Here is a 26,563-nt window from a genome sequence, read left to right on the forward strand (position 1 = left end):
TCACCTTAGTTTTGACCTTCATAAGTTCGTTCGGCCAGCCTTAGCCAGCAATCTTCAACGGCACTCTGCAGGCTGTCTCCGTCAGGGACCGTATATCCAAGCCGCCCATGCTGAGACACCAGCTCCGCTTCGCGCAGCCACGCCAGCGTTAAGTATGACTGGTAGTCCGGAATGACCGTACCGTCAGACTTTTTACAGGGAAGTAGACTCTCCATTGAGAATCGCTTTCCTCGACGTCCTGCGCGAGCAAGTGAAGACACGATTGAGTCGACCGAATCTTTGTCAGCCCTATGTTCGTATTCCTCTCGACCGCTTTTGGACCAGCCAATTTTCACTAGGCAGTTTTCGTCCCGGATGAATCTCGGATACCCCTCTCTCTTCTTTGTTTTGCGTTGTTGCGACTTCTTGCCTTTGCGTTTTGCAACCGAACCGGCAGTTTCGCGCTTTGGTGCTTTTGCCTGGCCACGAGCAGCAGATTCACTGGCAAGTTCACTCAAATGGCTGGCCCAATCCATCAATAGTGGGACAGCAGAGTAATCCCCATCAGTTGCCGCATCTGCGAGGAGACTTTGTAGCGCCTGCTCTGCATCGCGAAGTACCTGACGTCCACTCTCAATCCTGCTCATGTCGCATACAATAGCGGTACAAGGAGCTGTGTCAATTGTTAAAATACAGGCACAGGTGTTTTCGCTGTATCATTGAGTGTCGGCTGTCAGCCAGTCTTTTCTCCTTGCTGCATTTGACTTGTCCTGACGGTCACTGGACATGACTCTGCGGCCCGCCGCGAATACGAACTGAGCAGTCCGCCCCGCCTGGATCTGCAGACGAGGTCGTTGGTTTTAATGGGCTTGATTGACTCAGGAAGTATCTCGCACGCTGGCGGAAGATGGTCGCGAAATTCATCAGGTCGTTCTGTGTTGGAGTGGGCGCTCCACTCGCGGAAGATGTGGTTCAGGTGCCGCTGAGCCACGATCATGAACTTGTCGAGACACTCGTGCTTCAGACTCTGAATGAACCGCTCAAAATGGGCCCGCAAATTTGGCGAGAGGGGCGTGTTTCGCTTGATCTTCGTCCCGCTGACGACGGTGCCATGACCAATTCCGGCTCACCAAGAGGGCGTGCCCATCTTTCCACAACCGGCCGATTCAGGACGCATCGGCCGGTCCACAAGAAAGGAGCCTATGATCTGTGACCGTGGTTGTCCCTTCCTCTCCTTAATTGGGAGCCACACCCACTTCTGTCCCGCTAACCTGCATTTCTCACTGCGCGGTTTCGGCGGTCGATTTTTGGGGTGCTTGGGTGAGTTCTTATGTTACTGGGATGGTTTTTGTGACCAACTGAACTTGGTTGCTTGCTGAGAGCAAAGCATCTCGTCAGGATTCCAAAAACAAGCCATCACTCCCAATAATCACCCCAACACCCCAAAAACGACCTCCAAAATCACCCCGTGAGAAATGCGGGCTAACCTGACACAGAGCGTTTTCCGAAGTCCTTTCGCAGCAGGGATTTGACGTAAGCGCATGAAAAAAGCCAACTTGCGATCAATTCGCAAATTGGCCTTAGTGGAGGCGGCGGGAATTGAACCCGCGTCCTGTGAGTCCTGAAGTGAGGCGTCTACATGTGTAGTCGTTCTATTGGTCTTAGCTGCCTTTGCGACGAACGACGGTCTCGCCGGCAGAGCAGGTCGCAACGAATCTTACTTCAGAAGTAGCAACCATTGGTCTGAAGCCAGCCTGATTTTGTGACCGAACTTCGAACTCCTCAGGCAGGGATTTCTTGTTCGGGGAAGCCTATTAGGCAACCATAGCAAATTGGTTATTTGCAATTATTGTGTGATCAGCTTTTTACGTGGCCTGCCGATCAACCACGACACGCAACCTTCACCCGCGGTAAACCAGTCGAATCCGATCGCCCCCGAGAACTAACATCTTACGCAATCTACGTTCCAGAGCATAGGGGCAAAATCACAGAATTTCATAAGTGTTGACCCGAATTGAGGAAGTGTTCCTTGGGGACATGTATAATGCTTTTCGTCAGAGGAAATGCGGTACGCCACCACGCAGGAAACATAAATCATTCTCGAAAAAGCTCTGAAACGATTTTGCGATCGTGAATGGGTGAACGGATTTGACTGGCGAGTGAGTGCTTAACAAACCTTGTGTACGAAAAATGGGTTTTCAGCGAATTCGACTTTCATTCAGCTGCAAAGCGAAGAAATTTCTCGAGGCTTAAATCACTTGGCGATTCTTTCGAGTTCATTAAAGTTCTTTGAGCATCGCTGCAACTTTGTTTTCGAAGATCTCCTGCCATTCGGGAGCGAGGATGCAATCGCTATCCTCTTGTGCGCCGCCTACGTTCAAGAGTTGCTCAGCGGTCGGTGCATAATAGATGTATCCATTCGTGTACCCTGCTACAAAAGTCGGTTGATGTGGCGACGCTTTTTTGATGTTTAACCCGATTCGGACCGTCAACTCTCCGGGGAATGTAACCAGGACAAAATTTCCAACTCGGAGCGCACCGACCTCCACATCAATGGTCCGTTTTCCGGATGCAATCATACTTGCCTGATGTTTATTGAGCAGTCTTAAATTTGTGTTGACCCGAGTTAGCTCTTCCATCGTGTGAATGTTCTTGATGTAGGCTTCAATGTTTCGGCGGTTTTCTGCATCAAGATGACGGAGGGTCTTTCTGTCGAGGGCGTCATCATGCAGGTAGCGATGTGAGTAATAAGAGGGGAACTCATCGGACAAATTGTATTTCATGACTAAAGGTAGAAACGTTTTGAGATTCAGACTCGTTCCGCCGAGCGACTGGACAAGTTGTCGTTGCCTGGCTTCCAACTGAGCGATACGCTCGGCGCGGTCACCTCGCGGGAGTGTCAGCGATTCGTTGAAAACCTTGAGGCGATTGTCCTCCTGACACTTAATTTTCCGAACAGCTTGCAGCGTGCTCAGTCCAAGCATATTGCCTAAGGGCTCAGCATGACGCGGATGATCAGTATCTTTGTAGTCGATCGGGTTGATATCTCCACCACACCCTTGGACGAAGAGTGCGATTGCTCCCTCTGCAAGATTGTCCTCAATCACTTTCGATGAGTACCCAGTCATGTCTGCCGTATTCGCTCCTCCAGGAACACCTTGGATAGGATGGCAGGCGAAGTTGTATACGACGGCGAGGGTTCGCCCATCTTCCCGATCGAGTTTCAAGATTCCGATTTGAGGATCGATTGGCCCAACTTCAGCTACTTCTTCGTCAGCGGGAAGCGAATAGGCATGACGCACGTCGGCTTCCTTGCCGCTTTTCAGTTTCAGTCGTCGGTTTTCCTGGATGCGGTCTTCGTGACCGATCCCGACGCCTACGCGAACGGGTTCGAGATTCTCCATTGCCTGCGTGACTGCCTGAACCGTCCTGTCAGCGACATCCGGCACGACGATCCCGTGGCAGTGGCTGGCATTAATCATCACGTTTGAAGGAGCGATCCCTAGTTTACTTTGCAGTTGTTTTCGAACCGATGGAAGATAGTCGTTTTTGATTGGTCCGATTTCACCGATTGCAACTGCATCAACTGAAACGATCACAGCTACTGTTTCACCAGACTTGATCACCAAAGCTCGAGCATAAAGTGTATCGTTGACGGGGCCGGCGTCACGATGGGTGACATCAACTTTCGCAGCTCCAGCTTGAAGGCCTGCTGCATGAATAGTTTGAATCGAGGAGAGGAAAATCAGTCCTGAAAGCACTAGCAAATTTAACCGGCTTAAGCATTGGATGCTTCTCATCTCGTGAAGACCATTTGTTTGTTTCAGTGATATCATCATTTCGTTTCCGCAGAGATTTACATGTCGTCAATACGAAAGAATCCGGTCGACGAATCAACGAGCGACCGGATTCTTGAAAAGTAGTATGGGTCACAAGAAGCTTCACGACTACAGCCACGTAAAATTTCTTGTTGAATTCGTGCTTAATCCTTCGCCAATTATTCAGGAGCGACGGGCTGTACCCAAGCCTGTTTTTTATCGCCGACCTCTGAAGGGTTTGGATGATCTGCTGAGGAAGTAACACGAGCACGGACATAAAGTTCTTTGCCGGTAAACTTGTATGTCGCAGATGTTCCTTCATTCTTCTGAAGAATCTTCCCGAGATCAGCGCTGTATCTGTGAGTGGTTGAAAGCGGTTCACCTTTGTCGTTGAGGAGAGGCTCACCTTCAAGAGGAGTTCCTTCGAGTGTCCCGATGAATTCGATGGTGTAAGTCTCCCCTTCGACAGGATCGATTACGACTTCCATTTGTCCGTTCTTCGCTTCAAAAGACTTCAATGAGACTCCAGAAGAGGAATAGAAATCCCCCGCTTCGAGCGCGCGAATTAAGGCTTCCGCTGTTAATTCTTTTCCACGAACCATGACCCAGCCACGGCCAGGCTCACTCGCTCGGCTGGGGATGTTGTGGTAGTTGTGCCCATCATCAGTTGCCAGACCATACATGATTGGCAGATCGTATTTCCCCAGCCTCTGTGAAAGGACGATGTCCCAAATTCGTTCAGTTGAAGCATGAGTGTCATCACCAGTGTTATGAACACCGGGGTGTCCATTGTAGACTTCGAAGAATTTCTCTCCCTGAACTCGTACGAGATCTTCAGCTGTGATCGCGTATCCAAAATTTGGATGATTGAGGTGAATCATCATCACTTGTCCGGTTCGTTCTCTTTGAGCAATCGCTGCATCGACATTATTCTGTATCGTCTCGAAGACACTGGAACCATGGCGAGGCGCAATGACTTCTTTCACATTACTCACGTTCAAGTGAATCGGATGGCGATGGAAGCTGTCGCTAATTTCCTCACCTTGAATCAATAGATATTTCCCAGGTCGATTGAGTTTTTCAGAGACCTCGGTGAATTTCCTCAAGCGAACCTCTAATTTCCCATCCTTTGTTCGTTCGTCGATCCAATCAGGATAATTCTTCTTCAACTTGTCATAGGCTTTCTGCTTGCCCTTTGTTTTTTCAACAACAACCCAACGTTCGCTATCCGCGAGAACGTTATGGTCGGTGAAAACAAGAAACTGGTAACCTTGCTCACGATACCAGAGACCGATGTTCTCCAGGTAATCATCGCCGTCGCTCCAGTGTGAGTGAGTGTGCAAATTCCCCTTGAACCATTGCGTGGGAAGTGAGCCAACATCTCGGGCGGGGTCGGCCTGTAACGAGCGATCACTCAGGACCGCGAAACTGGCAACAGCCAGTACAACGACGACAGAGGCAAGAACAACAGGACGAAACATATTTCTTCCGTTTTGATTTACAGGTGGGTGAAGCAGCTCAGATCAAAATACAGTATTGGAATCTCTTCAGTTATAGGCTCATGAAGAAGATTGCTGCGGGGCCGATCATTATCTGCTTCTGCTGATATGTTTACAACCAATTGAATTGAATTCATTGATCCTGAATTTTCCCCATCAGAGTCTTTCTCCCGGAAACCTTCGCGAGGTGAGCAAAGCGGCTTGAGCCCAAAGATGCATTTCATCCGAATTCTCCAAGAAAATCGAACGGAAGTCCGGTCTGGTAGTTTCTGGAAAGTAGGTGATTCTTCAATTGAAATTAGCAGCTCCGATAATCAAATTTCCCGTCAAAACAGGCATTTTTGAGATGAGTTTTCATCACTCAGCCCCGATGTCAAGTCCGATAGTAAGACGTATGAAGCTCTAACCGAACTGAGCAAGTGATTGTCGTTTCAGTCACGGACAACGATGTCATCAGTTTTGTGTGAGATTCTCAATGGCCTGAATTCTATGTGCGAGACGTAGACCTCATCTACGAGGGTTTAAGAATCGGGCTTGCAAGGACGCGTCGTAGATTACATCTCAAGGAAGAATTTCATGTCATCACTAATGGCAACACAACAGCGACAACTGTTTGGAGTCATTTGTTTGAGCGTCGCTCTTCTGAATGGCTGTTCACTCTGTGACAACCTTCAGGCGGTCCCGGCAAATCGGGTCCCTGAGGAATTCCTTGGACGTGGTAAAGAGCAGATGCAAGACATCTCTCTTTCACGATTGCGTCAAGATCAGGTAGATGCCTATCGGCTCGCATCTGGTGATGTACTGGGAGTGTACATCGAAAATGTCTTGGGAACTCCGGATGCTTCGCCGCCAGTTCACTTTCCAACAGAAGGAAATCAGGCACCTGCTTTAGGTTTCCCGATCCCGGTCCGCGAAGACGGAACCGTCGATCTTCCCTATGTGGACGCGATTCCCGTCAATGACTTGACCGTGGTTGAAGCGACGAATCTCATACGTGAGGTCTATGCCAAAAATCAAATTCTTGAAAGCGAACAAGCGAAGGTGATTGTCACACTGATGCGGCGTCGTGAAATTCAGGTGACGGTCATTCGTGAAGAGAGTGGTGGAGCCGAAGGGGTTAGCAAGCGGGGAACAGGGACAACGGTTGAATTGCCTGCATACGAAAACGATGTGATGCACGCTCTCAACCTGACTGGTGGCCTGCCAGGAACGGATGCTCTCAACGAAGTCTTCATCATTCGAGGAACGTTCGAAGATGGTTACCAACGAGATCAAATGATCGCTGCAATTAAAAATTGCAAAGCAGAATGTGAATGCCCTCCAGCAATCCCGGATGGTCCAACTATTACGAGAATTCCACTCCGTTTTTACTCTGAAAAAATCCCACAATTCAAAGAAGAAGACATCATCCTTGAAGAAGGTGACATCGTTTACATCCCAGCCAGAGATCAAGAACGATACTACACTGGCGGCTTGCTCAATGGGGGTGAACAATTACTGCCACGTGATTATGACTTGGATGTTGTCGAAGCTGTCGCACTTGCTGGCGGTACATTTGCCAGCGGTGGAACTGGAATTGGCGGGATTTCACAAGGTGGTGGCTTTGGAGGAGGAGGAGGTTCTGGCAGGAGCGTCGGAAAAAGTCCTTCCGACCTCATTGTACTTCGCCGGCTTGAATGCGGAGGACAAATTCCGATTCGGGTGGATCTTAACGAAGCACTTCAGAATCCGTCGCAACGAATCCTGGTCCAACCTGGCGACACTCTCATTCTTCGATACACACTCGCTGAAGAACTTTACAACGCAGCCATCAGTGTGATTGGGTTTAACTTCCTACTTGACCAAGTTCAGAACGGAAGCTCTTTCTAGAGCAGTTTGCAAAGCCTGCCTCGCTCGTGATGAGTATTTTGATTGATCGCTCCTTCAGTTTTGCGAGATGGAAGGATTATACTCAAACATTGAGATGCCCTGCTTTGAGAAGCCCCTTTTCAGGGGAGCGAAGTGCGATGACTTGCTGATTGCATACTCAACCACCTGTTGGAGAATTGTTAGTCCATCAAGCAGGCGACCAGACCGGCTGTCTTCGGGAATGTTGGAGTCATCACAACTCGAAAGACGAATCGCTATCGCGACATCAAAGAGAGCGGATTGACCCGAGTTTCCAAAGGCATAGAGACAGTTTTTCCAATACGTTGTGATTCGTAAACCGCTGCAATCATCTCGATGATGCCTCGGCAATCTTCTGCAGTAAAGCGAGTCGGCCGTTGAATTTCTATACTGTCGATGAGATCTTTGATCGCTGCAATGTGCCCCCCTTCGTAGCTCCCATCTTTTCGGGTCTCAGGTTTTCCAATGCCGTTCGATGTGATCGTCTCCCACGTTTTGCTTGTTCGCCCGGGAGACCAACTGCTATCACGCAAAATGTAAGCCGGAGTCAAATACCCGCTTGTCATTTCAATGACTCCTTTGGACCCAAAAAGTTGCAGCCCAAAACGCGACGGTTTCCCACCCATGGAACGTTTTGACGCAAAGTAGCCGACGATGCCGTTTTCGAAATCGTAACGGGCCTGCACATGATCTCCAGCAATCAGGCCCAATCCTTCGCCTCCCTGGACGATGTCTTTCGGGGCGATTGGTTGTCCGCCATTTGTGACTGTCGCTGTGCAAGAGACGGGATGGCCTCCTGCGAGAGATCGCATCAATCCAAAGACGTGAGAACCAAGCACCCACAGATCTTCACCTCCACCACGATGGTCCTCTTTTCCACGACCGCGAATCTCCAGAACATCCCCGATTTCACCAGACTTGATAATCTCCAGGACGACATCCAGCACTGGCGAGTATTGGCTGATATGTGCAATCCCAAGGCTGAGATGTCTCATCTCCAGGTTTTGCACAACCTCGTCAGAGAGTTTGAGGGTCGGGCAAAATGGTTTCTCCGTGTAAATATGACAGCCAGCTTCGGCAGCAGCCATGAGCATTGCGTGATGCTGATCGATCCAGCGGGGACAGATCGCTACGATATCAAGCTTTTCTTTCTGCAGCATTACATTGTAGTCGGAGTAGGTCGACTTGGCTTTGAGCCGCTCTTTCGCCGCTGCCAGTCCCGCAGTATTGTCGTCTGCCACTGCAACGATGTCGATGTTTGGGAGCTTTGTAAACGCTTTGTCGACACTGTGCCCGTAGTTTCCTTTGCCAGTCGCCCCAATGATTCCCACTCGATACTTCTTCGGCATTGCTTCTATCTCCTTGTGTTCTCAGGCTGAGACTTTGGTGGTGTTGGAGTTGAGTGGGATGAATTGTTCGAGCTGCAAAAGATTGGTGATCCTTAATGAGTCGGATCGAGGAGTGGAAAACCGATAAAGTCGATGCGGAAGAATCAGGGAATCGTCGTACCGTTTCAGAAGTTGAGAAAGTAGCCTTCACGGAAACGAAAAATAGAGATGACGATCTAACTTAGGATTTCACGAATCACACGACCATGCACATCTGTCAATCGAAAGTCGCGACCGGCGTAGCGATACGTCAGATTCTCGTGGTCAAAACCAAGAGTGTGCAGCATGGTTGCATGAAGATCGTGAGCAGTCATTCGGTTCTCAGTCGCAGCAAACCCAAATTCATCTGTCGCACCATAAACTGTCCCTCCTTTGATCCCGCCACCCGCCATCCAGACGGTGAATCCGTAGTGATTATGATCTCGGCCCAGTTTCGACTTTCCTTCGCTTGAAAGCTCAACGGTCGGTGTCCGACCGAATTCTCCGCCCCAGACAACGAGTGTCTCTTCCAGCATTCCCCGTTGTTTTAAATCCGAGAGCAATGCTGCGATGGGCCCGTCGATTTGCGACGCGAGCTTACGATGGTTGGCTTCGATGTTGTCATGATTATCCCATGGTTGGCCCGCTCCATGCCAGAGCTGAACATATCGTACACCGCGTTCCAACAGTCGACGTGCAATCAATGTTTGGCGACCGTGAACTTCTGAACCGTAAGCTTCTTGAATATGCTTTGGTTCGTCTGAGATATCAAAGGCGACCGCGGCATCCTGCTGCATCCGAAAAGCAAGCTCGTACGAATGAATTCTCGCATTGAGCCGATCGTCGTTGCGAGTCTCAAGATGGCGTTGATTCCAGCGATTGAGCAGATCGAGTTGTCGGCGTTGGTCCTTCCGAGAGATGTGCGGATGGTCGATATTTTCAATCAGCTTGCTGATCTCAGTATGTTGGGAATCGACAAATGTCCCTTGATAAGCACCGGGCAGGAAACTCGCCTGCCAGTTTTCATTATCTTTAATGGGCAATCCACTCGGGCACATGGCGATAAAGCCGGGCAGATTTTGATTTTCAGTCCCCAAACCATACAGCACCCAGGCCCCCACACTCGGTCGAGCCTGCACGGAATCTCCGCAGTTCATGAGCATTAACGATGGTTCATGATTGGGGACCTCTGCAGACATGGAACGAATGACAGCGATGTCGTCAATATGCTGAGCGGTTTTCGAAAAGAGTTCGCTGACTTCAATTCCAGATTCGCCATACTTCTGAAACTGGAATGGTGATGCATACGCTGCGCCGGTTTTACGCTCAGTGGTCAAAGTGTTTTCGAGCAGTTTCCCATCGTACTTCGTTAACGCTGGCTTAGGGTCAAATGTGTCGACATGAGAGGGACCGCCGTTGAGAAAGAAGTGGATCACTCGCTTCGCTTTGCCGGGGAAATGAGGAGACTTCTTCGTCACCAGTCCATCGTCCGCCTGAAGAGAATGGGCATCATCATTCAACAGACTCGCCAGTCCAAGCGATCCAAGTCCCATCCCGGAACGCTTGAGAAGTTCTCGACGATTCAATGAATTCAGCAGCGAATTTGTGTTCATCTCGACACTCTCAATTTCGAAGAGGTTCAGTCAATAAAGAGGAATTCATTTGTGCAGATCAATAAATGGGCGAGTTGCTCCCACGAAGTCAGCAGGTCGAATTCCTTCGGAGTGAAGTCTGCGACAGAATCCCAGGTTGTCCCGGACTCAGAGATTTTTTCCTGAATATCGACCGACCAAAGGTACTGGTCGCTGTTCAAAACATCTTTGATATCGACAACGAAGTCGAGAGTTTCGCCTTTCTTCAACGAAATCGAATCAATGCCAGGTTCTGCCTGAGATTGATGGACAACCGCAGAAGCGAGAAGCCCTTCGCTCGAACTCACGATGAATGCTCGAATGCCGTCACCCGGCGCGGCTTCATGTGTCAACTTTGTTGTCACGCTGAAGTTCCCGTCGCGCGGAGCTGTCCAACGCCGAATCGCAGCCTTCTCACGAGTATTCCCAGGATGGCCTCCTGCCGATGTCAGCTGGACCCAGCCCAGCTTGGGATCGGGCCATTTGACACCACCTTGCCAGGCATCCCCGGTATAATGTGGCAGCGGAGTGAAACCGACAACCTGTTTCTGCTCCTCGTCAAACTTTCCGAATCCATAGGACCAGTCTTTGGCAGTGACCGATGGAATGGGCTGATCGATCTTCTCGTTAGATTCAATGAATGCCAACGACTCAGCGAGTTCAATCGACGTCGGAAGTCTTAGGAGTGTACGTTGAAACAATGCAGTGATTTTCTCTTCAGCTGTTTTCTTCTCTGAGACGGAATTCGCCAATCTCTGCACTTGCTCTAAGACCATGGGATGGTTGAGATAGAACAACGCCTGTTGTGGAACGGTTGTTTCGCTTCGCTTTGGAATATGTAAATCGGGATTAGCGAAATCGAAGACCCGTAATGTTCCGGGGAGATACTGTCGATCGACACGTCCGTACAATGTTCGACGTTTCGGGAACGGGCTTGCAAAGAGATCTTTCGGCTTCCCTTTTAGTTCAAGTTGAAGTTCGCCCGACACACTCAGTAACGAGTCTCGAAACTCCTCGAAGGTCTGGCGGTGTGAATTCATTCTTGAGAGCAGCCGGTTTTCGGGATCGACTTTCACAGCACGCAGAGCAACTTCATTCTCTGCAAACTGCGAACGCTGTTGATATGTGGCTGAGGTTAAAATCAAGCGATGCAGGCTTTTCAAGCTCCAGCCATTTTCAACAAATCGGTAAGTCAACCAGTCGAGCAATTCCGGGTGAGACGGGGTTTCTGCACGAGTCCCAAAGTCGCTGGGAGTCGAGACGAGACCTTGCCCGAAATGGTGAGTCCAAACGCGATTCACAATCACACGCGCAGTGAGAGGATTCTTGGGATCGATGATGTGCTGAGCCAACTCATATCTTCCGCTCCCAGTCTTGAAGGGTTGTCGATTTTCTCCGGAGAGTATGGATAAAAACTGACGAGGAACGACACGACCTGCGTTCACAGGGTTGCCACGAATGAAAATCTGGGGATCACTCGGAGCGACCGTATCTGTCATCGCCAGGGCGAATGGGACGTCTCGTTTCGAATCCACAATCCAGCGATCGACGTCACCCTGTAACTTCCAGAGTTCCGTTGTCGTTGATGAGTCAAAGAAGAATTCGGTATGAACGATCGGTTCATCTGGGATAAAACAGGGAGAAGACTCACTAAAAAGTAATTTCCGGATCTCTTCCCGTTCCTGGTTTTCAAACGTCCCGGGGAACGAGTCTTCCAGGGCTGCGTCACGAACTTCTTCAAAAAGATCTGCATAACGATTGATGACTTCAACAAACGAAGCAGGCGGAGTTCCGAATCGAGCAAGCACCAGCGAGTTCATTTGAACTGAAGAGGCCTTGTGTAATCCCTCGGTCACAGTCTCGGCCTGCTCGGTAAATGATTCTTTGTTCAGAGCAGCGTAGCGATGCCAGGGAATAAAGATCGGGTCATTGTTCCGTTTGGCAGCGTCGAGATAGCGTTCCCATTTCCAGACAAACGCAGGAAGGAGATCGGATTTTGAAAAGATTTGGTCAAAGCCTTTGGGGGGATACTTCTGCAGTTCCGTTTGAGCAATCAGATACTCTCGAACACGACTTCTCGCTCGGTTGGAAGTTTCTGTTCGACTCTCGGCAAACCTTGTCGCCTGAATTTCGATTCGTTTTTTTAATTCGGCTTCGAACTCTTCTGATTCAGTTCCCGGATCGGACAGACGAACAAGATTTTCCGCCGAGTTGTTGAAGACTCCGAACAGGGAATAATAATCGGCAGTAGGAATCGGGTCATACTTGTGGTCATGACATCGAGCACATCCGACTGTCAGCCCCATCGTTCCGCGAGTCACGACATCAATCCGGTCATCCTGAATGAGATGATTCACTCCCAGAAACCGACGACCGAGAGTCAAAAACCCCATAGCCGCCAAGTCGTGCCGCTGACTGTCTTCGACTTGGTCTGCAGCCAACTGCAGCAAGAGGAATCGATCATAGGGCATGTCCGCATTCAGGGCATCGACTACCCAATCACGATAAACCCAGGCATGTGGCCAGAAGCGCTCTTCCCTGGCGTAGACATAACCTTTTGTATCTGAATAACGCGCTACATCCAGCCAGTGACGCGCCCACTGTTCGCCATAGTGTTCTGAGGCCAGAAGCTCATCGACTTGCTTCTCATAGTTTTTTGAACTGAAATTGTTGGTGAATGCTTCGACCTGCTCAGCAGTCGGCGGCAAACCGGTCAGGGTATAACTTAAACGACGAAGCAACGTGCGAGAATCTGCTTCCGGAGAGGGTTCGAGTTCGTTAGAAATCAGCTTCTGAAGAATGAATGCATCGATCGGATTTCGAATCCAGCTGTTATCCGGAAACGAAGGAACAACTGGCTGAACGACTTGTTTAAAGGCCCAATGTTTCAAAGCATTCTGATGAACCGTTTCCGCTAGTGGTGGTGATTTATCTGGCCAGACTGCCCCCGCTTTCACCCACTGAACAAGTGATTGTATCTGGCGATCAGTCAACGGTTCATCGGGAGGCATTTTCAGTTCTCCTGAACGATGAACTGCCTGAATTAACAGACTTCGTTCCGGATCTCCAGGTTGAATTGCAGGCCCTGAATCGCCACCTTCAAGAAGACTTTTGCGGGAGTTAATGACCAGGGAACCGGAATCGTTATCCTGCTGGTGACACTCGATGCAATGGTCGATCAGCAATGGGCGAATTTCATTTTCAAACTGCTCGATCAAGGCAGTGCTCTCTTCGCCCTGCACAGTCTTCTGCACCAATCCAAGGACGCACCCGAGGACCAGTGAAGCAAGTAGTAATTTTCGAACATCTTGTTCAATCATTGACTTCGAATTCCCTGAGACTGACTCAACTGACCAACAGAGGAATGAGACCGCTGTCAACCTGTCTCGTCTGGATTTCAGCAGAGCTGGGAACGACCTCAGCTCCATGGGCTAGAACACTTTCGTGTTGTTGCGTCTCCGTGAATTTTGCTTTCAATTTATCAATGGCTCATTCCCAGGAGACAGAATGCTTACTTCATTTAATATGCTCGCCGTGCCCGGCTTGCTGCGTCCGGCTTCCTGTGTCCGTGAAGTTCACTCTTGCAACTTGATTGACTGCTCTCCACGGAGCATTACGTAAAGACCAACCTAGACTTGCTCTAGCATAAGGGACTTAGCAAACAAATGTCGAACCCAAACGAAGATCAAGCACCACATGAAAACATTTCACACAATCTATTTTTATTGAATGTGTGAAGCGTCGCCGAATCCATAGCGGTGATTTCATTTTCAGTACCAAAAAAAGCCCGAAGCATGTTGCTCCGGGCTTGATGATGTCACTGTTAATTTCACTGGTAAGGAGTGGACTCACTTATGAGGATTCGTGGGAAGATGTCGAAAAAAAATCCGGCAAACGTCCCAGTTGTCATAGTGATTACCATACTCCGCCAATCAGTCGTTCTTCTTATTTCCGATGGCGTAAAGAGTGTCCTTTGTACTGATGTACAACACTCCGTTGGCAACGACAGGAGTACTGTAAACAGAACTGTCCATCAGGTTCTCCGCAAGAAGTTCCATTTCTTTGCCATGCTTAAAGACAGCGATATCTCCATCTTCATCCCCGATGTAGACTTTCCCGTCAACCAGCAATGGTGATCCCCACGCTGCGGAGAACATGTCGTAGTGCCAGTAAGGCTTTCCAGTTTTTGCATCGATGCAGTGGAAGATTCCCGAGAAGTCAGCGACGTAAAGAATATCGTCCAGAATCGCGACAGTTCCACAGGTCCGGTGCATTTCTTCTTCGAACTCAACTTCACCATCTCCGTTGGTATCTTCACCGGTGAAGTGCCAAACAACTGCAGAGTTTGGATTTGGCTTGGTCGTTTCTCCATCATCGGGACGAATCTTCTGGAGGCGTCGCGTTCCATCGTTTTTGAACTCGATCTCTTTTCCGTCTTTATCGACAGCAATGGTCGGGCTGACATCGCCACGTTTCGTTGGGTCGATGCAGTACAGGTGACCGTTTCCTTCGCCGTGCTCAGGATCTTCGCCAACACCAATGTAAACGAGTCCATCGTAGATTACGGCTGTTCCAATGATATGGTTTCGTTCACTGCGTCCACTGACGGAGTAAAGTGATTCCTTGGGGTTGCCATCGAATTTCCAAAGGAGTTTCGCATTTCCTTTTCCATCACCAGCTGGATCGAAGCTGTACAACCAGCCATCTCCACCACCGAAGAGGACTTGTGCTTGCCCATCAATTTCGCAGTACGACGGTGATGACCATTGACCGTGCAAAATGTTGAGTCCTGGTGACCTGTCCGTCCACAAAACTTTGCCTGTGTTGCGGTCCATCGCCATGAAGCTCGGAGCACTTGGGGCCGGAATGTTGACGTGCGATTCGTCGACACCATTCGAAGTGTTTACGAAAATAATATCTCCGTGTCCGGTGATCGAACAGCTACACATGTTGTGTTGAGAGACGCCCAGTTCGCCCATCATATCGAATCGCCAGATGATGTCCGCTTCGACTTTACTTTCGATCGGTTCTGACTTGTAAGGGCCATCATTTTTTCCGTCGAGGAAACCTTCAGTATCCAGACAGACAACTTCACCACGACTGGTGACGTACCACAATCGGTTTCCGTCGACCATTGGTGAGCAGCAAATCCCTTGGTCAGGCCAGTCGTGGACGCGTCCTGTTGAGAGTTTTTGGCTCGAATGCTGCCATTTAAATTCACCGGTTTTCTCGTCAAGACAGAGCAAGACTCCTAAGTCGACTGACTTTGGAAACCGTGGAACATATCCATGGTGATTATTCGTCCCGACGTAGACGTTGCCGTTAGCGACAACAACGTTTCCGTATGTTTGTGATCCGAGAGGAACTTTCCAAAGAACACCATCGCCCGATTCAACATTGAATTCTGTTGGAATTCCTGTTGCTTCGGGGACGTTGTTTTTGTGTGACCAGCCACCCCATTGAGGCCAGTCATGAGGGCCGACATCCATCTTCTTGATTTCAGCCAGTGCTTCTTTTCGAGGGTTATATTCTCCATCCTGTGCAGTCACCTGAACAGAAAGGGCAACCATCAGGACAGCTGCCAGTGAGATGCCAAAAAATCGTGATTTCATTTGATTCCCCGTTATGGAAAATGAATCTGCCAACCTGCAGTTCAAATCGTAGTATTGTTCTGGCAAGGTTATTTCTTGCTCACAATCGATTCAAACAACATTTTGCCAGAGAGTGTGATGAGCTCTAACAAAACCTGCACAAGTGATCGATAATCGAGTGAATCACAACGATTCGAACAGGGCTGCCAGGGCTTCTTGTGATAAATTCCCGAAACCATTCAGGTTTCGGGAATCGGTGTCTTTGACAGAATTCAATTGAGATCGAAACTTCGTTTGATCTATTTGTTCTTTGTCACTTTTAGGTTGTCGTAGAAAATTTCTGAATCTTTCGCGTTACCGAACAAACCAGGGCTTCCAATGACGTTGCCGATTTCATCGGTTGCTGTAATGGTCCACTCAGCTGGTTCTTCTTCACCTTTCACCCAGACTTTGGCTTTCAAGATCGCTTTTCCGTCTTGAGCCTCTGTCTGGAATTTCATGGTGTACCATTTATTTGCTTCCCAGACAAAAGAAACGTTTGCAGAGAAACGGTTCATTTGAGGCGTCCAGGTCCGGAGTTGAAGCTGATTCGATGCCCCCATCAAGTCGAGGGTGTATCGTTGTCCAACAAGTCCAATGTCAGGGAGTTTTCCGTTTCGCTCGAAGGCATAAACGTCCGCTTCGATGGTGTAGTCATGGAAGTCCGGGTGCCCCATCCAACCTTGGCTGCGAGCCCCTTTGGGGATGGTGGTAATTTTACACATCACGCCGTTTCCATCGATCTTCCGTTCGCCTTGAGTCACTGTGAGGCGTGGCTCTTTAACGGTTTCTCCTTCGACGGCACTTGGGCGTTCCCATTCTGACCATTCCACAGACGACAGAATTTTTTCATCAGTCAGTTTCTGTAGAGCGGCACCGAAGATTTTTTTGGCATCTTCAATGTTCTTTGGACGATTCGCTCCGTCCGCAAGACCAGTAAAGCTGAGCAAGGCTGTCCATGTCTGGCGAGGCGTCGAGTCGTCAAAGACTCCCTTAGGTCCGACGTTTTTGAATTGTGTCATGAAATAGATGTACAAATCGCTGGCGAGTTGATCATCTTTCTTTAACTTCATCAGCAAGTCAAAATCGAGAGGAATATGCCGATAGCGTGCTCCAACCCAAGTGACCGGAATCACCCCATTGTCGAAGTCAATTGACCACGGCAGTTGTGGGATGACACGAATCCGTGCGTTCCCGCTGATCTCTCCAACTTTGGCAACCATGAGTGTTGCAGCAGCAGTTTCCTGATCTTTGGGGATGTTATAGGCCCCCTCTTTGTCCATCATTCCTGGACCAGTCAGTTCAAACTCGACTTCTTCCTGATTTGCGAGACGAATGAATTGTCCCTTGGAGTTGTACAGGCGAACCTGCATTGGCTGACGGTCGCCTGGAAGCAGTAATGATTCCACTGGAGCAAGGACCACAGTCGCTGGCTTGTCATCGTTAGCAGGGTCCGTTTCTTTCGCCATTGGCGGAAGTTCACCGATTTCGACTTTGGCATCATTCAAACCGACACAGTACAAGTTTCCAGTCGTAGGAATGAAAATTCGCCCCTTGGAGACAATAGGTGTTCCGTGGGACTCTTCACCTTTCTGGAAGCGGAATTTGTACAGGATTTCCGCGCCGTCTTCTGTTGCCTTCAAGATGTATCCGCGACCGTTGGCAGTGTGTGCATAAATTTTGCCATCAGCGACGAGCAAGTTCGATCGCATCATCGTTCCAAGTCGAACGGGCTGTCCGATCGTTTCACCTGTTTCAGGATTGAAACAGTGCAACTTGGCACGGTCGTCAGCACAGTAAAGTCGTCCATCGATCATCACCGGACTGGAACGTCCCACGAGGAAGCCGGTTTTTCGCCAGACCTCACCTGTTTTGGTGATGTCGCCTCGTTTTGTTGCATCGATGCAGAAAACAGCCCCCATCTGAGTGGTGTCGAGGTTCTCTTCAGAGTGACCACAATAGACTTTGTTTCCAACGACCAGCGGAGAGGTATTAATTCCGCGACCACTGACCATGTAGCTCCATAATTGCTTTCCGGTTCGTGGCTGAAAACCGTAAACGCCACCATCGCCAGAAGCGAAGATCATCTGCAATTCACCTTCAATGACAGCCAGCACAGGAGCACTATAGGTTGTGTCATCGGGGAGAAGTCTTGTTCCTTCGAACCAAATCGGGACTCCGTTGTTTTTGTCGAAGCAAATGAAGCGGTGTGCTGGTTTCGCCTGTTCACCCCAACCAATGACCACTGCGCTGATGATCACGTTGTCTTCATAAACGAGTGGGAAGTTAGTTCGTCCGCCGTAGGTGCTCAACAATCCGAATTCTTCGTGGAGTGAGCGATCCCAGATCACTTCACCTGTTTCCCCGTTGAGGCAGCAGAAGTATCCACAGACTCCCAAGGCATAAACATTCCCGGACGCAGGGTCACAGGTCACACTGGACCACCCGACACGTTCAGCAGGAACATCACTCAAGTAGACATTGAACGAATATTCCCAAAGTTGTTTTCCAGTTTTGGAGTCGATGCAGACGACCTTTTCGCCCATCTTTGATTCTTCTTCAGGATGAGCTGTCGTGAGAATGTACAGCTTGTCGTTCATCAAAGTCGGTGTTGAACGTGTGGGGTAGGGTTCCGCCCAAATGACATTGCTGCCTTCCCCTCCCTTCGGATCCCACTCGGCAGGCAAATTCTTCTCTGCAGAGGCGTTCGTGAAATCGGGTCCACGCCAGTATGGCCAGTTTTCTTCAGCGAACGTAGAACTTTGTAATGTGAATGCAATGCTTGCGACAACGCAAAAAAGAGTTGTTCTTCTCATCATCTGTGAACTCATCTGTACAGGAAGACTTTGAACGAAGGGTCTCGTTCAACTTTGAGGCAGGCAGGTGGGCGCGTAGACTCACATCTACGCCGTCTACAACGATACTCAACACCGGACCAGTGGGCAAGGAATCGAGAAATTTCGTCGAACTTCTAAGTCGTCGTGTTTTAATTAGAGTAGTCAGACACGATGAAGTTGGGACGAATGAACGCTGTAGTTCAAAGTGCCGCTTTTCTCTGATAAAGATGATAAATGCCCTGACCTGCCCGATCCGTGGACTTCTTACTCGCAAGCCGATCGACGAATCAGACCTTGCTGACAACGGTTGATTCCCTCTATTCTCCGATTCCCCATAATTGATTTTCATTTTATGAGAATATGACATCATGTCCTCGATGCGTCGAAAAGTTTCTCTAGTTGTCCTGCTAGTTCTGATCGTCGCTTTGGGCGTGACGTTCTTCAGAGTTGTCGCCCCCTTCTTGCTTCCGCTTTTTCTGGCAGGGATGACTGCCGTTGTCTGTCAGCCGCTCTTTCGCTACTTCCTCTCGCGAACCAATGAGCAAATTTCTCTCTCCGCAGCTCTGACGACAGCGACCATCATGACCTCCATTCTGGTCCCGCTGATTACAGGCATCTTGATTGCAACGTTGCAGCTCTACACTTTCTCATCACGCGTAGTCGATGAGAGCCGCTGGTTGAGGATCTTCCTCGCTCCGGAAGTGGTAACTGTCGAGAGTGACCCGGACAACTCTTTCTCTGCAGATCTTGAGGTCAAAGAAGCAGCCACGAAACTCCCCGGCGCGGTGCTGGAGGATGTGCCCGTCGATGATGCTGCCATCTCTGAACCGGTCGTGAATGCAGAAACCACAGCGAATAACGAAATCGTCACGAACACGGAAGCTATAGAAGTCAAAGATGAAATAGAGGGTATTGAGCCGGACAGGCAGAAGGACGAGAAACACGACAGCGATGAGCAGCCACCTGCCAGCGCATCATCAGAAATAACTGAACCATCGGTTCTGGATGATGCCGTGAACTTTGTCAATTCCTGGTTGCCCAAAGAGCTGAAGAGTAACCCCGCAGAAGTCAGCCGAGAGATCCGATTGCGAATCGGCGCCATGCTTCACGATTTGGGAGACCGATCATTGGGAAGAGCTGCGGGTACGACATTCGGTTTTTTGGCTGGTGCAGCGGGGGCTATTATTTCCGCGCTGATCGGACTGATGATGTATGTCGTTGCGTTGTACTATTTCCTGGCGGATGGAACGACATTATTACTGGCTGCTGAGAAGATGATTCCAGTTCATGCCAAATATCAGCGTCAGCTACTTGAGCAGTTTGCTTTAGTGGTGCGATCTGTTGTGGTCGCAACCTTTCTGGCAGCGTTCGCTCAAGGCTTTGCCACCACCTTTGCACTATGGCTTTTCGATTTTGATCATCTGTTCATCCTGCTGATGCTCGCGACGATATCCGCATTGATTCCAATTGCCGGGACGTGGCTGGTCTGGGTTCCGTGTGCAATCATCCTTTTTGCCACCGGGCATTGGGTGCAGGCCATTTTGCTTACGATTTACGGGGCTGCTTTCGTCGGGTTCCTTGATAATGTTGTCAGAACTTACGTCCTCAATAGCGATACAAAGCTCCATCCACTCTTAGCATTCATCAGTATACTCGGCGGGTTGCAAGTGATGGGACTGTGGGGAGTCTTTATTGGTCCAATCGTTGCGTCGTGTCTGCATGCCCTCGTGCAAATTTTCAATCACGAACTTCAAGAGTTGTCAAAAGAGAAAGACTCTCCGATTGAAGGTCTTCTCGAAAAGGATTGATGGAGAGGGTTCTGTATTACCTCGGAAGCCTGTCAACGCCACAGAGACAGACTGCTCCAGACTCTCGCGAGAATAAAATTATCAGAGAGAGCGTCATGCCAGAGAAATCACCGGTTGAGCTGACTCGTTGTGCATGGGCACGCGGCGACCTTGATATTGACTATCATGATCGTGAGTGGGGTGTTCCGCTTCACGACGATCGGATGTTATTTGAATTCTTAATTCTGGAGGGGGCACAAGCTGGGCTCAGTTGGACAACGATTCTGAAGAAGCGAGAGAATTACCGATCAGCGTTCGACAATTTCGATCCTGCAGTTGTCGCGCATTATGACCAAAAGAAAATCGATGAGCTTCTGTTAGATGCTGGGATTGTTCGAAATCGATTAAAGATCAACTCTGCCGTCCGCAACGCTCAAGCGTTTCTGGACGTCCAGGAAGAGTACGGTTCGTTTGACAAATACATCTGGCAGTTTACCAAAGGTCAAACGCGACAGAATCGCTGGAAGACTCCGGGTGAAGTTCCTGCTCAAACTAAAGAATCTGAAGCAATGAGCAAAGCCTTAAAGAAGCGTGGATTCGGCTTTGTGGGGAGTACGATCTGTTACGCCTTCATGCAGGCTGTCGGGATGGTCAATGATCATCTCACCGATTGTTTCCGCCACTCCGAACTTTCATAACTTCATAGACAGCTCACCACGAGGCAGAGCATCAAGACCAAGGCTGGAACTGCTTTAGAGCATCTTTCGAATTGGTTTGCAGGTTCTGCCTCGTGGCGAACAGCATTTTTACTAAAGAAATGCGTCCTTCACGGGCACATGGTAGAGCAAACTGCTCTAGCGGATCGGAGTGATTTGGATTTCGTCCAGATACAGAATTCCCGTCGACCCGTTCAGGCCGGCCTGTATGATTGCTTCTTTTGCAGTGCGAGGAATTTTGATGACCGTTGAGGATCGCTTCCATTCTTCTTGATCTGCCAGCCAGGGACCAATTGCAACACGTCCAATTGGGAGTCTGCGAGAATCGTAAAAGTAGAAAGCAATTCCTGGCTGCTGCTGTGCGGCACGTCCGCTGCGAATGTTTTCAGACTTCATCGCCCAACTGACGCGTGCCTCGGAAATTTGAGAACCATCAATCGCCATCCCCTGGAGCATGTGCGACATCCGACCAGATTCAGAGTTTTCGAAACGGATACTCTTTCGACCAGCTGACGATTCATCAGAGAGCTCACCACGGCGAACATAGTGCCAGTGATCTGCAAGTCCGTCACCATTCTCGTCCTCTTCAAATCCTCCGTTCACAATTGTTGGATTCAATGGATCAGGTTTGACTTTGCGAAGTTCCTCCATCTGGCCAGTCATCGGGACGAACAAAGTGGGCAGGAGTTTCGTTTGCTTCAGCTGCCCGTTTTCCTTCTCAAACAGATAGAAGACTTGCTGATACCGTTCTCCCAAAGGAACAATCATCCGCCCCCCCTCTTTGAGTTGCTCCACCAACGGAGCGGGGACTGACTCCGGGGAACAGGTGACGATAATTTTGTCGAACGGAGCATGCTCCGGCCAACCCTGGTAACCGTCTCCAATCTTGGTATGAACATTGTCATACTTAAGCCGCTTGAGAAGTTTTTCGGTCCGCTGCCCGAGTGGTTCTACAATTTCAATCGTGTAAACGTCCTGAACCAATCCGGACAACACGGCTGCCTGATAGCCACTACCGGTTCCAATTTCCAGTACTTTGTCAGTCGGCTGCGTGGCGAGCATCTCCGTCATGTATGCAACAATGAACGGCGGAGAGATCGTTTGCTTGAAGCCAATGTCAAGCGCCTGGTCTGTGTACGCCAAGTAGCGAAAATTCGGTCGCACGAAAAGATGCCGAGGGACGGTTCCCATCGCTTCGAGGACACGTGGGTCCTGCACACCTTCCGATGAAATATATTCTTCTACCATTTTGGCCCGTTCGGGCGCGTACGGATCACGTGATTGCGCGTAGGAATTGGTGCAAAACGCTGAGCAGATGACAGCCAGTATTGTGAATGTGATAGGTTTCAAGATCCTTGACACCGGTTCGACTCCATATTGTTCTGTCAAAATGCCGCAATGACCGGAATGAGACAATGACCAAATTACGTGGTGAGAAAAGACTGCATTTCCTGCATGCAACTCGCGAATCCACTCTCTTACCGAGATTTTCTCAGGATCATTTGCGACTCAACTTTCGGTAGTCTCGCAAACCAGCAGAAATACGGCAACAGGTTTTTATGAGATCATTGCACGTTCCTGATTAAAGAGTCAGACTTCCTATTCAGAATTCACTTTAGTTAGACATTGAATCAGAACCAGAATTTGCACATGAAAATCATTCGTCTTACGCTTTTGATTCTTATCTTGTCGACGGTTGCTCAGGCAGAAAAGCCCAACGTTCTGCTCATCCTGGTCGACGATCTCAAGCCGTCGTTCGGAGCATACGGAGACGACTGGGTAAAAACGCCGAACCTGGATTCTCTGGCAGCCAGCGGAATGCGATTCGACATGGCCTATTGCAATCAAGCTGTGTGCGCTCCGTCGCGAAATAATCTGCTGATTGGATCGCGGTCAACATCCACCGGCATTTACAGCCTCGGGTTTCACTTTCGTCGAGCCATTCCTTTAGCTGTCACGATGCCACAATATTTCATGCAGCATGGATATCACTCAGCTGGAATTGGCAAGGTTTTCCACATTGGACATGGGAACATCAACGACGAGAAGTCGTGGAGCGTCCCGTTTCACCCGGACAAAGTCATCGACTATGTTCTTCCAGAAAGCACGAACGGTGAACTGACCAAGGAGGAGGCTCTCTTTAGTAACCAACCCGCTCGCGGGCTTCCCCGTGGCGCCGCTTGGGAAAAAGCGGATGTCGAGGATGGAGCCTACGCTGATGGCCGCATCGCCGCCGAAGGAATTCAGCGGCTGCAAAATTATGAGAAGAACAAGAAACCATTTTTTCTAGCTCTCGGATTCACCAAACCGCATTTACCTTTCTGTGCTCCGAAGAAGTATTGGGATCTCTACGATCCCGCCAAACTTCCCCTGGCGAAGAACACTCACCCTCCGAAGGGAGCTCCCAAATTCGCTGGCAAGACTCTTGGAGAACTGAATCAGTACAAACCGATCCCCGACAGCCCTCCCCTTTCAGAGGAAATGGTTCGCACACTTATTCACGGGTATTACGCATCCATGTCGTATATGGACTCGCAAGTCGGGAGGGTTCTCGATGAGCTACATCGCCTGGGACTCGATCAGAATACGATCGTCGTCCTCTGGGGAGACCACGGCTATCATCTGGGCGATCACGGTAGTTGGACCAAACATACGAACTATGAACAAGCCAACAAAATTCCAATTCTCATCCGGGCGCCCGGGGTGACAAAACCGAACAGCAGTTCGAAAGAACTGGTGGAAACAGTCGACATCTTTCCTACGCTGACTGAACTCACTGGCTTGCCTGCACCTCAGGGACCACAACCGATTGACGGAAAGAGTCTTGTGCCTGTCCTGAAAGACCCAGCAGCCACCGTCGATGACCACGCATATCATTGCTTCCCCAAAGGAGGCCGCCTGGGGCGTGCGATCCGCACGTCGCGGTATCGACTCGTCGAGTGGCGTCCTCAAATGAACGAGAACGCACAACCAGTCTTTGAGTTGTACGACTACAAAACAGATCCACTGGAAACTGTCAACATCGCTGACCAGAATCTGGAAGTACTCGAAGAGCTCAAAGCGATTCTGGACCGGCACCCGAAGGCGAAGTCAGCCAAGCGATAACTTGCAGGCTTCGGAAATCACAATTTTAAGAGAAGATTTAAAATGAAACTTCTGTCCAACGTCTGCATCTGCGCGACAATCCTTTTTTCGTGTACCTTCGCTTTGGCTGAAGCCCCTCGCCCCAACATTATCATCATTCTGGTTGATGACATGGGCTTTTCCGACATCGGCTGTTATGGCAGCGAAATCGAAACACCTAACATCGATCGACTTGCCGAGCAGGGACTCCGTTTCACGCAATTCTATAACTACGGTCGTTGCTGTCCGACTCGTGCAGCTTTGATTACCGGTCGTCATCCGCATCAAGTGGGCATTGGGCACATGACGGAACCACCCGAGCGCCCTTTGGGATTTGAAGGGCCTTACCAGGGTTTTCTAAACGACAATTGCACGACAATTGCGCAGGTTCTCAAAGACGCTGACTACCACACTTTAATGACTGGCAAGTGGCATCTGGGACTGCATCGTCAGGAGTGTTGGCCGATGCAACGTGGCTTCGATAAATTCTACGGCTGCCTGAGCGGAGCGGTCAATTACTTCGAACCGGGCGGCGGACGAGGCATCATGTTTGGGAATGAGCCGGTTGAAACCGACAAGGATTTCTACGCGACTGACACCTTCACCGATTACGCTTGCGAATTCATTTCCGAAACGACAAAGACGGACGACAAACCATTTTTTCTTTACCTCGCTTACAACGCTCCGCACTGGCCTTTGAATGCCAAGTGGGAAGACTTCCAAAAATACAAAGGCAAATACACGGAAGGTTGGGAACCGTTGATGAAGGCTCGACTGGCAAAACAGAAGGCCATCGGGTTGTTCGACGAAGAAATTGTCCCCGCTCCTCATGTCGGCCCAAAATGGGATTCGCTCAAGCCTGAGCAACAGGACGATCTTGATTCCATTATGGCAGCTTACGCTGGCTGTGTTGATTCAATTGATCAGAACATCGGCAAGTTGACGAACCATCTCGACAGCCTTGGCAAGCTCGACAATACGATCATTTTCTTTCTCTCGGATAACGGAGCTTGCCAGGAAGGTGGCAGACTTGGAAAGGGTTCCACGGAAATGGTCAGGAATCCGCCACTGCAAACGACCGACGGAGTTCGACTCGGCCTCGCTTGGGCCAATGCCTGCAACACTCCGTTTCGGCTTTATAAACACTTCATCCACGAAGGAGGGGCCTGCACACCTATGATCGCGCACTGGCCAAAAGGAATTCCCCAATCGAAGCGTGGTTCTTTCGTTCGCAATGTGGCGTATCTCCCCGATTTCATGGCGACCTGTATCGACCTGGCTGGCGCCGAATACCCTGCATCTCTTCCCCCCTGTGAAGGAGTTTCAATCACTCCATTATTGAGTGGAAGCACAAAGCCTGTGCATACTGAGCCCATATTCTGGGAGCATGAAGGAAACGCAGGCGTCCGCTCCGGAGACTGGAAGTTAGTCCGGGAATACAAAAAGCCATGGGAACTGTACAACATCTCAAAAGATCGCACCGAGATGAACAACCTGGCAACTTCGAACAAACAGCAGAAAACAGATCTCGTCAAACTCTGGGAAACATGGGCGACTCGTAATGAAGTCAGATACACTGAACGGTTTAACATGTATCAATATCTGAAAAGCACTCAGCAGAAAGAATCTCGCAAGAAAGATAATAACTAAAGCAGACGGCACTTCCATTTCATTCCGAAATCACAGCTGAACGACAAGGTGTTCATATGCGTGCAAGACCCCATTTTTACCTGGTGTTTTTAACAGCGCTGTGTGCAACATGTTGCGCACAAGATTTCCCGACAGTTGTTGAAGTCGAACGTCAACCACTTATTGAAAGCACGAAACGGCTTGTCGAGGCCCTCAAGTTTGTGGGAGCCCCCCTCTCTGCAGAAGAGCAACAGGAACTACAGAAAGCCTACGACTCTGACGATGATCAGGCGATTGTGCGAACAGCTCAAAAAATTCTCGACCCTTACTGTGTCGCGGGAGTTCACATCAATGCAGAAAGTCGAGTAAAAGTTTCGGTAGGCCCCGCCCGAAAAGAACTCATTCAGAATGGCTGGCGGTCGTACCTCGTCAAAGTTTTTAATGAAGCGGGAATCAATCCACCTCTACAAATTGAAAGCCCGAACGCACTCCCTGTCTACCAGCGAGGAAAAGGGGCTCGGCAGAAACCAAGAACCGACCAGGACCTTGTTGACATCTCTGAAGTGAAACAACGGTTCATGGATGAAACTATGTAGGAAGTCTCCGTCAATCGGGTATTGTGGAACTGTAATTTTTCACCACCCCGATCTCAGGAGACGA

General features: G+C 49.6%; 17 protein-coding genes and 1 other RNA gene. 7 read left to right on the forward strand and 11 right to left on the reverse strand.

All coding sequences use genetic code 11. From position 1 onward, the window contains the following. Window positions 1-5: 5 nt before the first annotated feature. Both ACN0YR_RS22735 and ACN0YR_RS22740 read right to left on the reverse strand, forming a co-directional pair. Window positions 6-626: a hypothetical protein gene (locus tag ACN0YR_RS22735; protein WP_417851504.1), complete on the reverse strand. Its 621-nt coding sequence runs from the start codon at window positions 624-626 to the stop codon at window positions 6-8. An 86-nt stretch (window positions 627-712) separates the two neighbouring features. Beyond that, on the reverse strand, window positions 713-1,036 hold the full coding sequence (locus ACN0YR_RS22740; RefSeq protein WP_417851505.1) for a hypothetical protein: 324 nt from the start codon (window positions 1,034-1,036) through the stop codon (window positions 713-715). On the opposite strand from ACN0YR_RS22740, the gene ACN0YR_RS22745 reads away from it, so the two are divergent. After that, window positions 923-1,192, forward strand: coding sequence for a hypothetical protein (locus tag ACN0YR_RS22745; RefSeq protein WP_417851520.1), 270 nt, complete (start codon window positions 923-925; stop codon window positions 1,190-1,192). The genes ACN0YR_RS22740 and ACN0YR_RS22745 overlap by 114 nt on opposite strands. Before the next feature lie 368 nt (window positions 1,193-1,560). Here the strand turns inward: ACN0YR_RS22745 and ssrA are convergent. From ssrA to ACN0YR_RS22760, 3 genes are all read right to left on the reverse strand, one after another. Next, window positions 1,561-1,916, reverse strand: a transfer-messenger RNA (tmRNA) gene (gene ssrA, locus ACN0YR_RS22750). 342 nt (window positions 1,917-2,258) lie between these two features. Continuing rightward, window positions 2,259-3,818: a hypothetical protein gene (locus tag ACN0YR_RS22755; RefSeq protein ID WP_417851506.1), complete on the reverse strand. Its 1,560-nt coding sequence runs from the start codon at window positions 3,816-3,818 to the stop codon at window positions 2,259-2,261. Between the two features lie 158 nt (window positions 3,819-3,976). Continuing rightward, window positions 3,977-5,278, reverse strand: coding sequence for a hypothetical protein (locus tag ACN0YR_RS22760; RefSeq protein WP_417851507.1), 1,302 nt, complete (start codon window positions 5,276-5,278; stop codon window positions 3,977-3,979). A gap of 594 nt (window positions 5,279-5,872) precedes the next feature. Between ACN0YR_RS22760 and ACN0YR_RS22765 the strand changes: the two genes are divergently transcribed. Then, window positions 5,873-7,165: a polysaccharide biosynthesis/export family protein gene (locus tag ACN0YR_RS22765; RefSeq protein ID WP_417851508.1), complete on the forward strand. Its 1,293-nt coding sequence runs from the start codon at window positions 5,873-5,875 to the stop codon at window positions 7,163-7,165. Between the two features lie 254 nt (window positions 7,166-7,419). Here ACN0YR_RS22765 and ACN0YR_RS22770 read toward each other — a convergent pair whose 3' ends face one another. The 5 genes from ACN0YR_RS22770 to ACN0YR_RS22790 form a co-directional block, all read right to left on the reverse strand. Further along, window positions 7,420-8,532, reverse strand: coding sequence for a Gfo/Idh/MocA family protein (locus ACN0YR_RS22770; protein ID WP_417851509.1), 1,113 nt, complete (start codon window positions 8,530-8,532; stop codon window positions 7,420-7,422). A 215-nt stretch (window positions 8,533-8,747) separates the two neighbouring features. Further along, entirely contained in the window at window positions 8,748-10,163 is a 1,416-nt protein-coding gene (locus tag ACN0YR_RS22775; protein ID WP_417851510.1) for a DUF1501 domain-containing protein, read from the reverse strand. A 26-nt stretch (window positions 10,164-10,189) separates the two neighbouring features. Next, window positions 10,190-13,501 (reverse strand): PSD1 and planctomycete cytochrome C domain-containing protein, encoded by a 3,312-nt coding sequence (locus ACN0YR_RS22780; RefSeq protein ID WP_417851511.1) that lies wholly within the window; start codon window positions 13,499-13,501, stop codon window positions 10,190-10,192. Between the two features lie 612 nt (window positions 13,502-14,113). Continuing rightward, window positions 14,114-15,793: a PQQ-binding-like beta-propeller repeat protein gene (locus ACN0YR_RS22785; protein ID WP_417851512.1), complete on the reverse strand. Its 1,680-nt coding sequence runs from the start codon at window positions 15,791-15,793 to the stop codon at window positions 14,114-14,116. A gap of 278 nt (window positions 15,794-16,071) precedes the next feature. Beyond that, window positions 16,072-18,630 (reverse strand): PQQ-binding-like beta-propeller repeat protein, encoded by a 2,559-nt coding sequence (locus ACN0YR_RS22790; RefSeq protein ID WP_417851513.1) that lies wholly within the window; start codon window positions 18,628-18,630, stop codon window positions 16,072-16,074. Window positions 18,631-19,016: 386 nt separating this feature from the next. Here ACN0YR_RS22790 and ACN0YR_RS22795 point away from each other — a divergent pair, with 386 nt between their 5' ends. Next, window positions 19,017-20,456 carry an AI-2E family transporter gene (locus ACN0YR_RS22795; RefSeq protein ID WP_417851514.1) on the forward strand — a complete coding sequence of 480 codons (1,440 nt, stop codon included), beginning with the start codon at window positions 19,017-19,019 and terminating at the stop codon, window positions 20,454-20,456. A 95-nt stretch (window positions 20,457-20,551) separates the two neighbouring features. Then, window positions 20,552-21,133 carry a DNA-3-methyladenine glycosylase I gene (locus tag ACN0YR_RS22800; protein ID WP_417851515.1) on the forward strand — a complete coding sequence of 194 codons (582 nt, stop codon included), beginning with the start codon at window positions 20,552-20,554 and terminating at the stop codon, window positions 21,131-21,133. 156 nt (window positions 21,134-21,289) lie between these two features. Here ACN0YR_RS22800 and ACN0YR_RS22805 read toward each other — a convergent pair whose 3' ends face one another. Beyond that, on the reverse strand, window positions 21,290-22,513 hold the full coding sequence (locus ACN0YR_RS22805) for a protein-L-isoaspartate(D-aspartate) O-methyltransferase (protein ID WP_417851516.1): 1,224 nt from the start codon (window positions 22,511-22,513) through the stop codon (window positions 21,290-21,292). 288 nt (window positions 22,514-22,801) lie between these two features. On the opposite strand from ACN0YR_RS22805, the gene ACN0YR_RS22810 reads away from it, so the two are divergent. Genes ACN0YR_RS22810 through ACN0YR_RS22820 form a run of 3 tightly spaced genes read left to right on the forward strand, consistent with a single transcriptional unit; the run spans window position 22,802 to window position 26,499 of the window. Beyond that, window positions 22,802-24,256 carry a sulfatase gene (locus ACN0YR_RS22810; RefSeq protein WP_417851517.1) on the forward strand — a complete coding sequence of 485 codons (1,455 nt, stop codon included), beginning with the start codon at window positions 22,802-22,804 and terminating at the stop codon, window positions 24,254-24,256. Window positions 24,257-24,298: 42 nt separating this feature from the next. Beyond that, entirely contained in the window at window positions 24,299-25,924 is a 1,626-nt protein-coding gene (locus tag ACN0YR_RS22815) for an arylsulfatase (protein WP_417851518.1), read from the forward strand. A gap of 56 nt (window positions 25,925-25,980) precedes the next feature. Continuing rightward, the gene (locus tag ACN0YR_RS22820; protein ID WP_417851519.1) at window positions 25,981-26,499 is read left to right on the forward strand and encodes a hypothetical protein; all 519 of its coding nucleotides are present in this window, start codon (window positions 25,981-25,983) and stop codon (window positions 26,497-26,499) included. Window positions 26,500-26,563: the final 64 nt, after the last annotated feature.

The organism is Thalassoglobus sp., from assembly GCF_048270125.1.
Classification (GTDB): Bacteria; Planctomycetota; Planctomycetia; order Planctomycetales; family Planctomycetaceae; genus Thalassoglobus.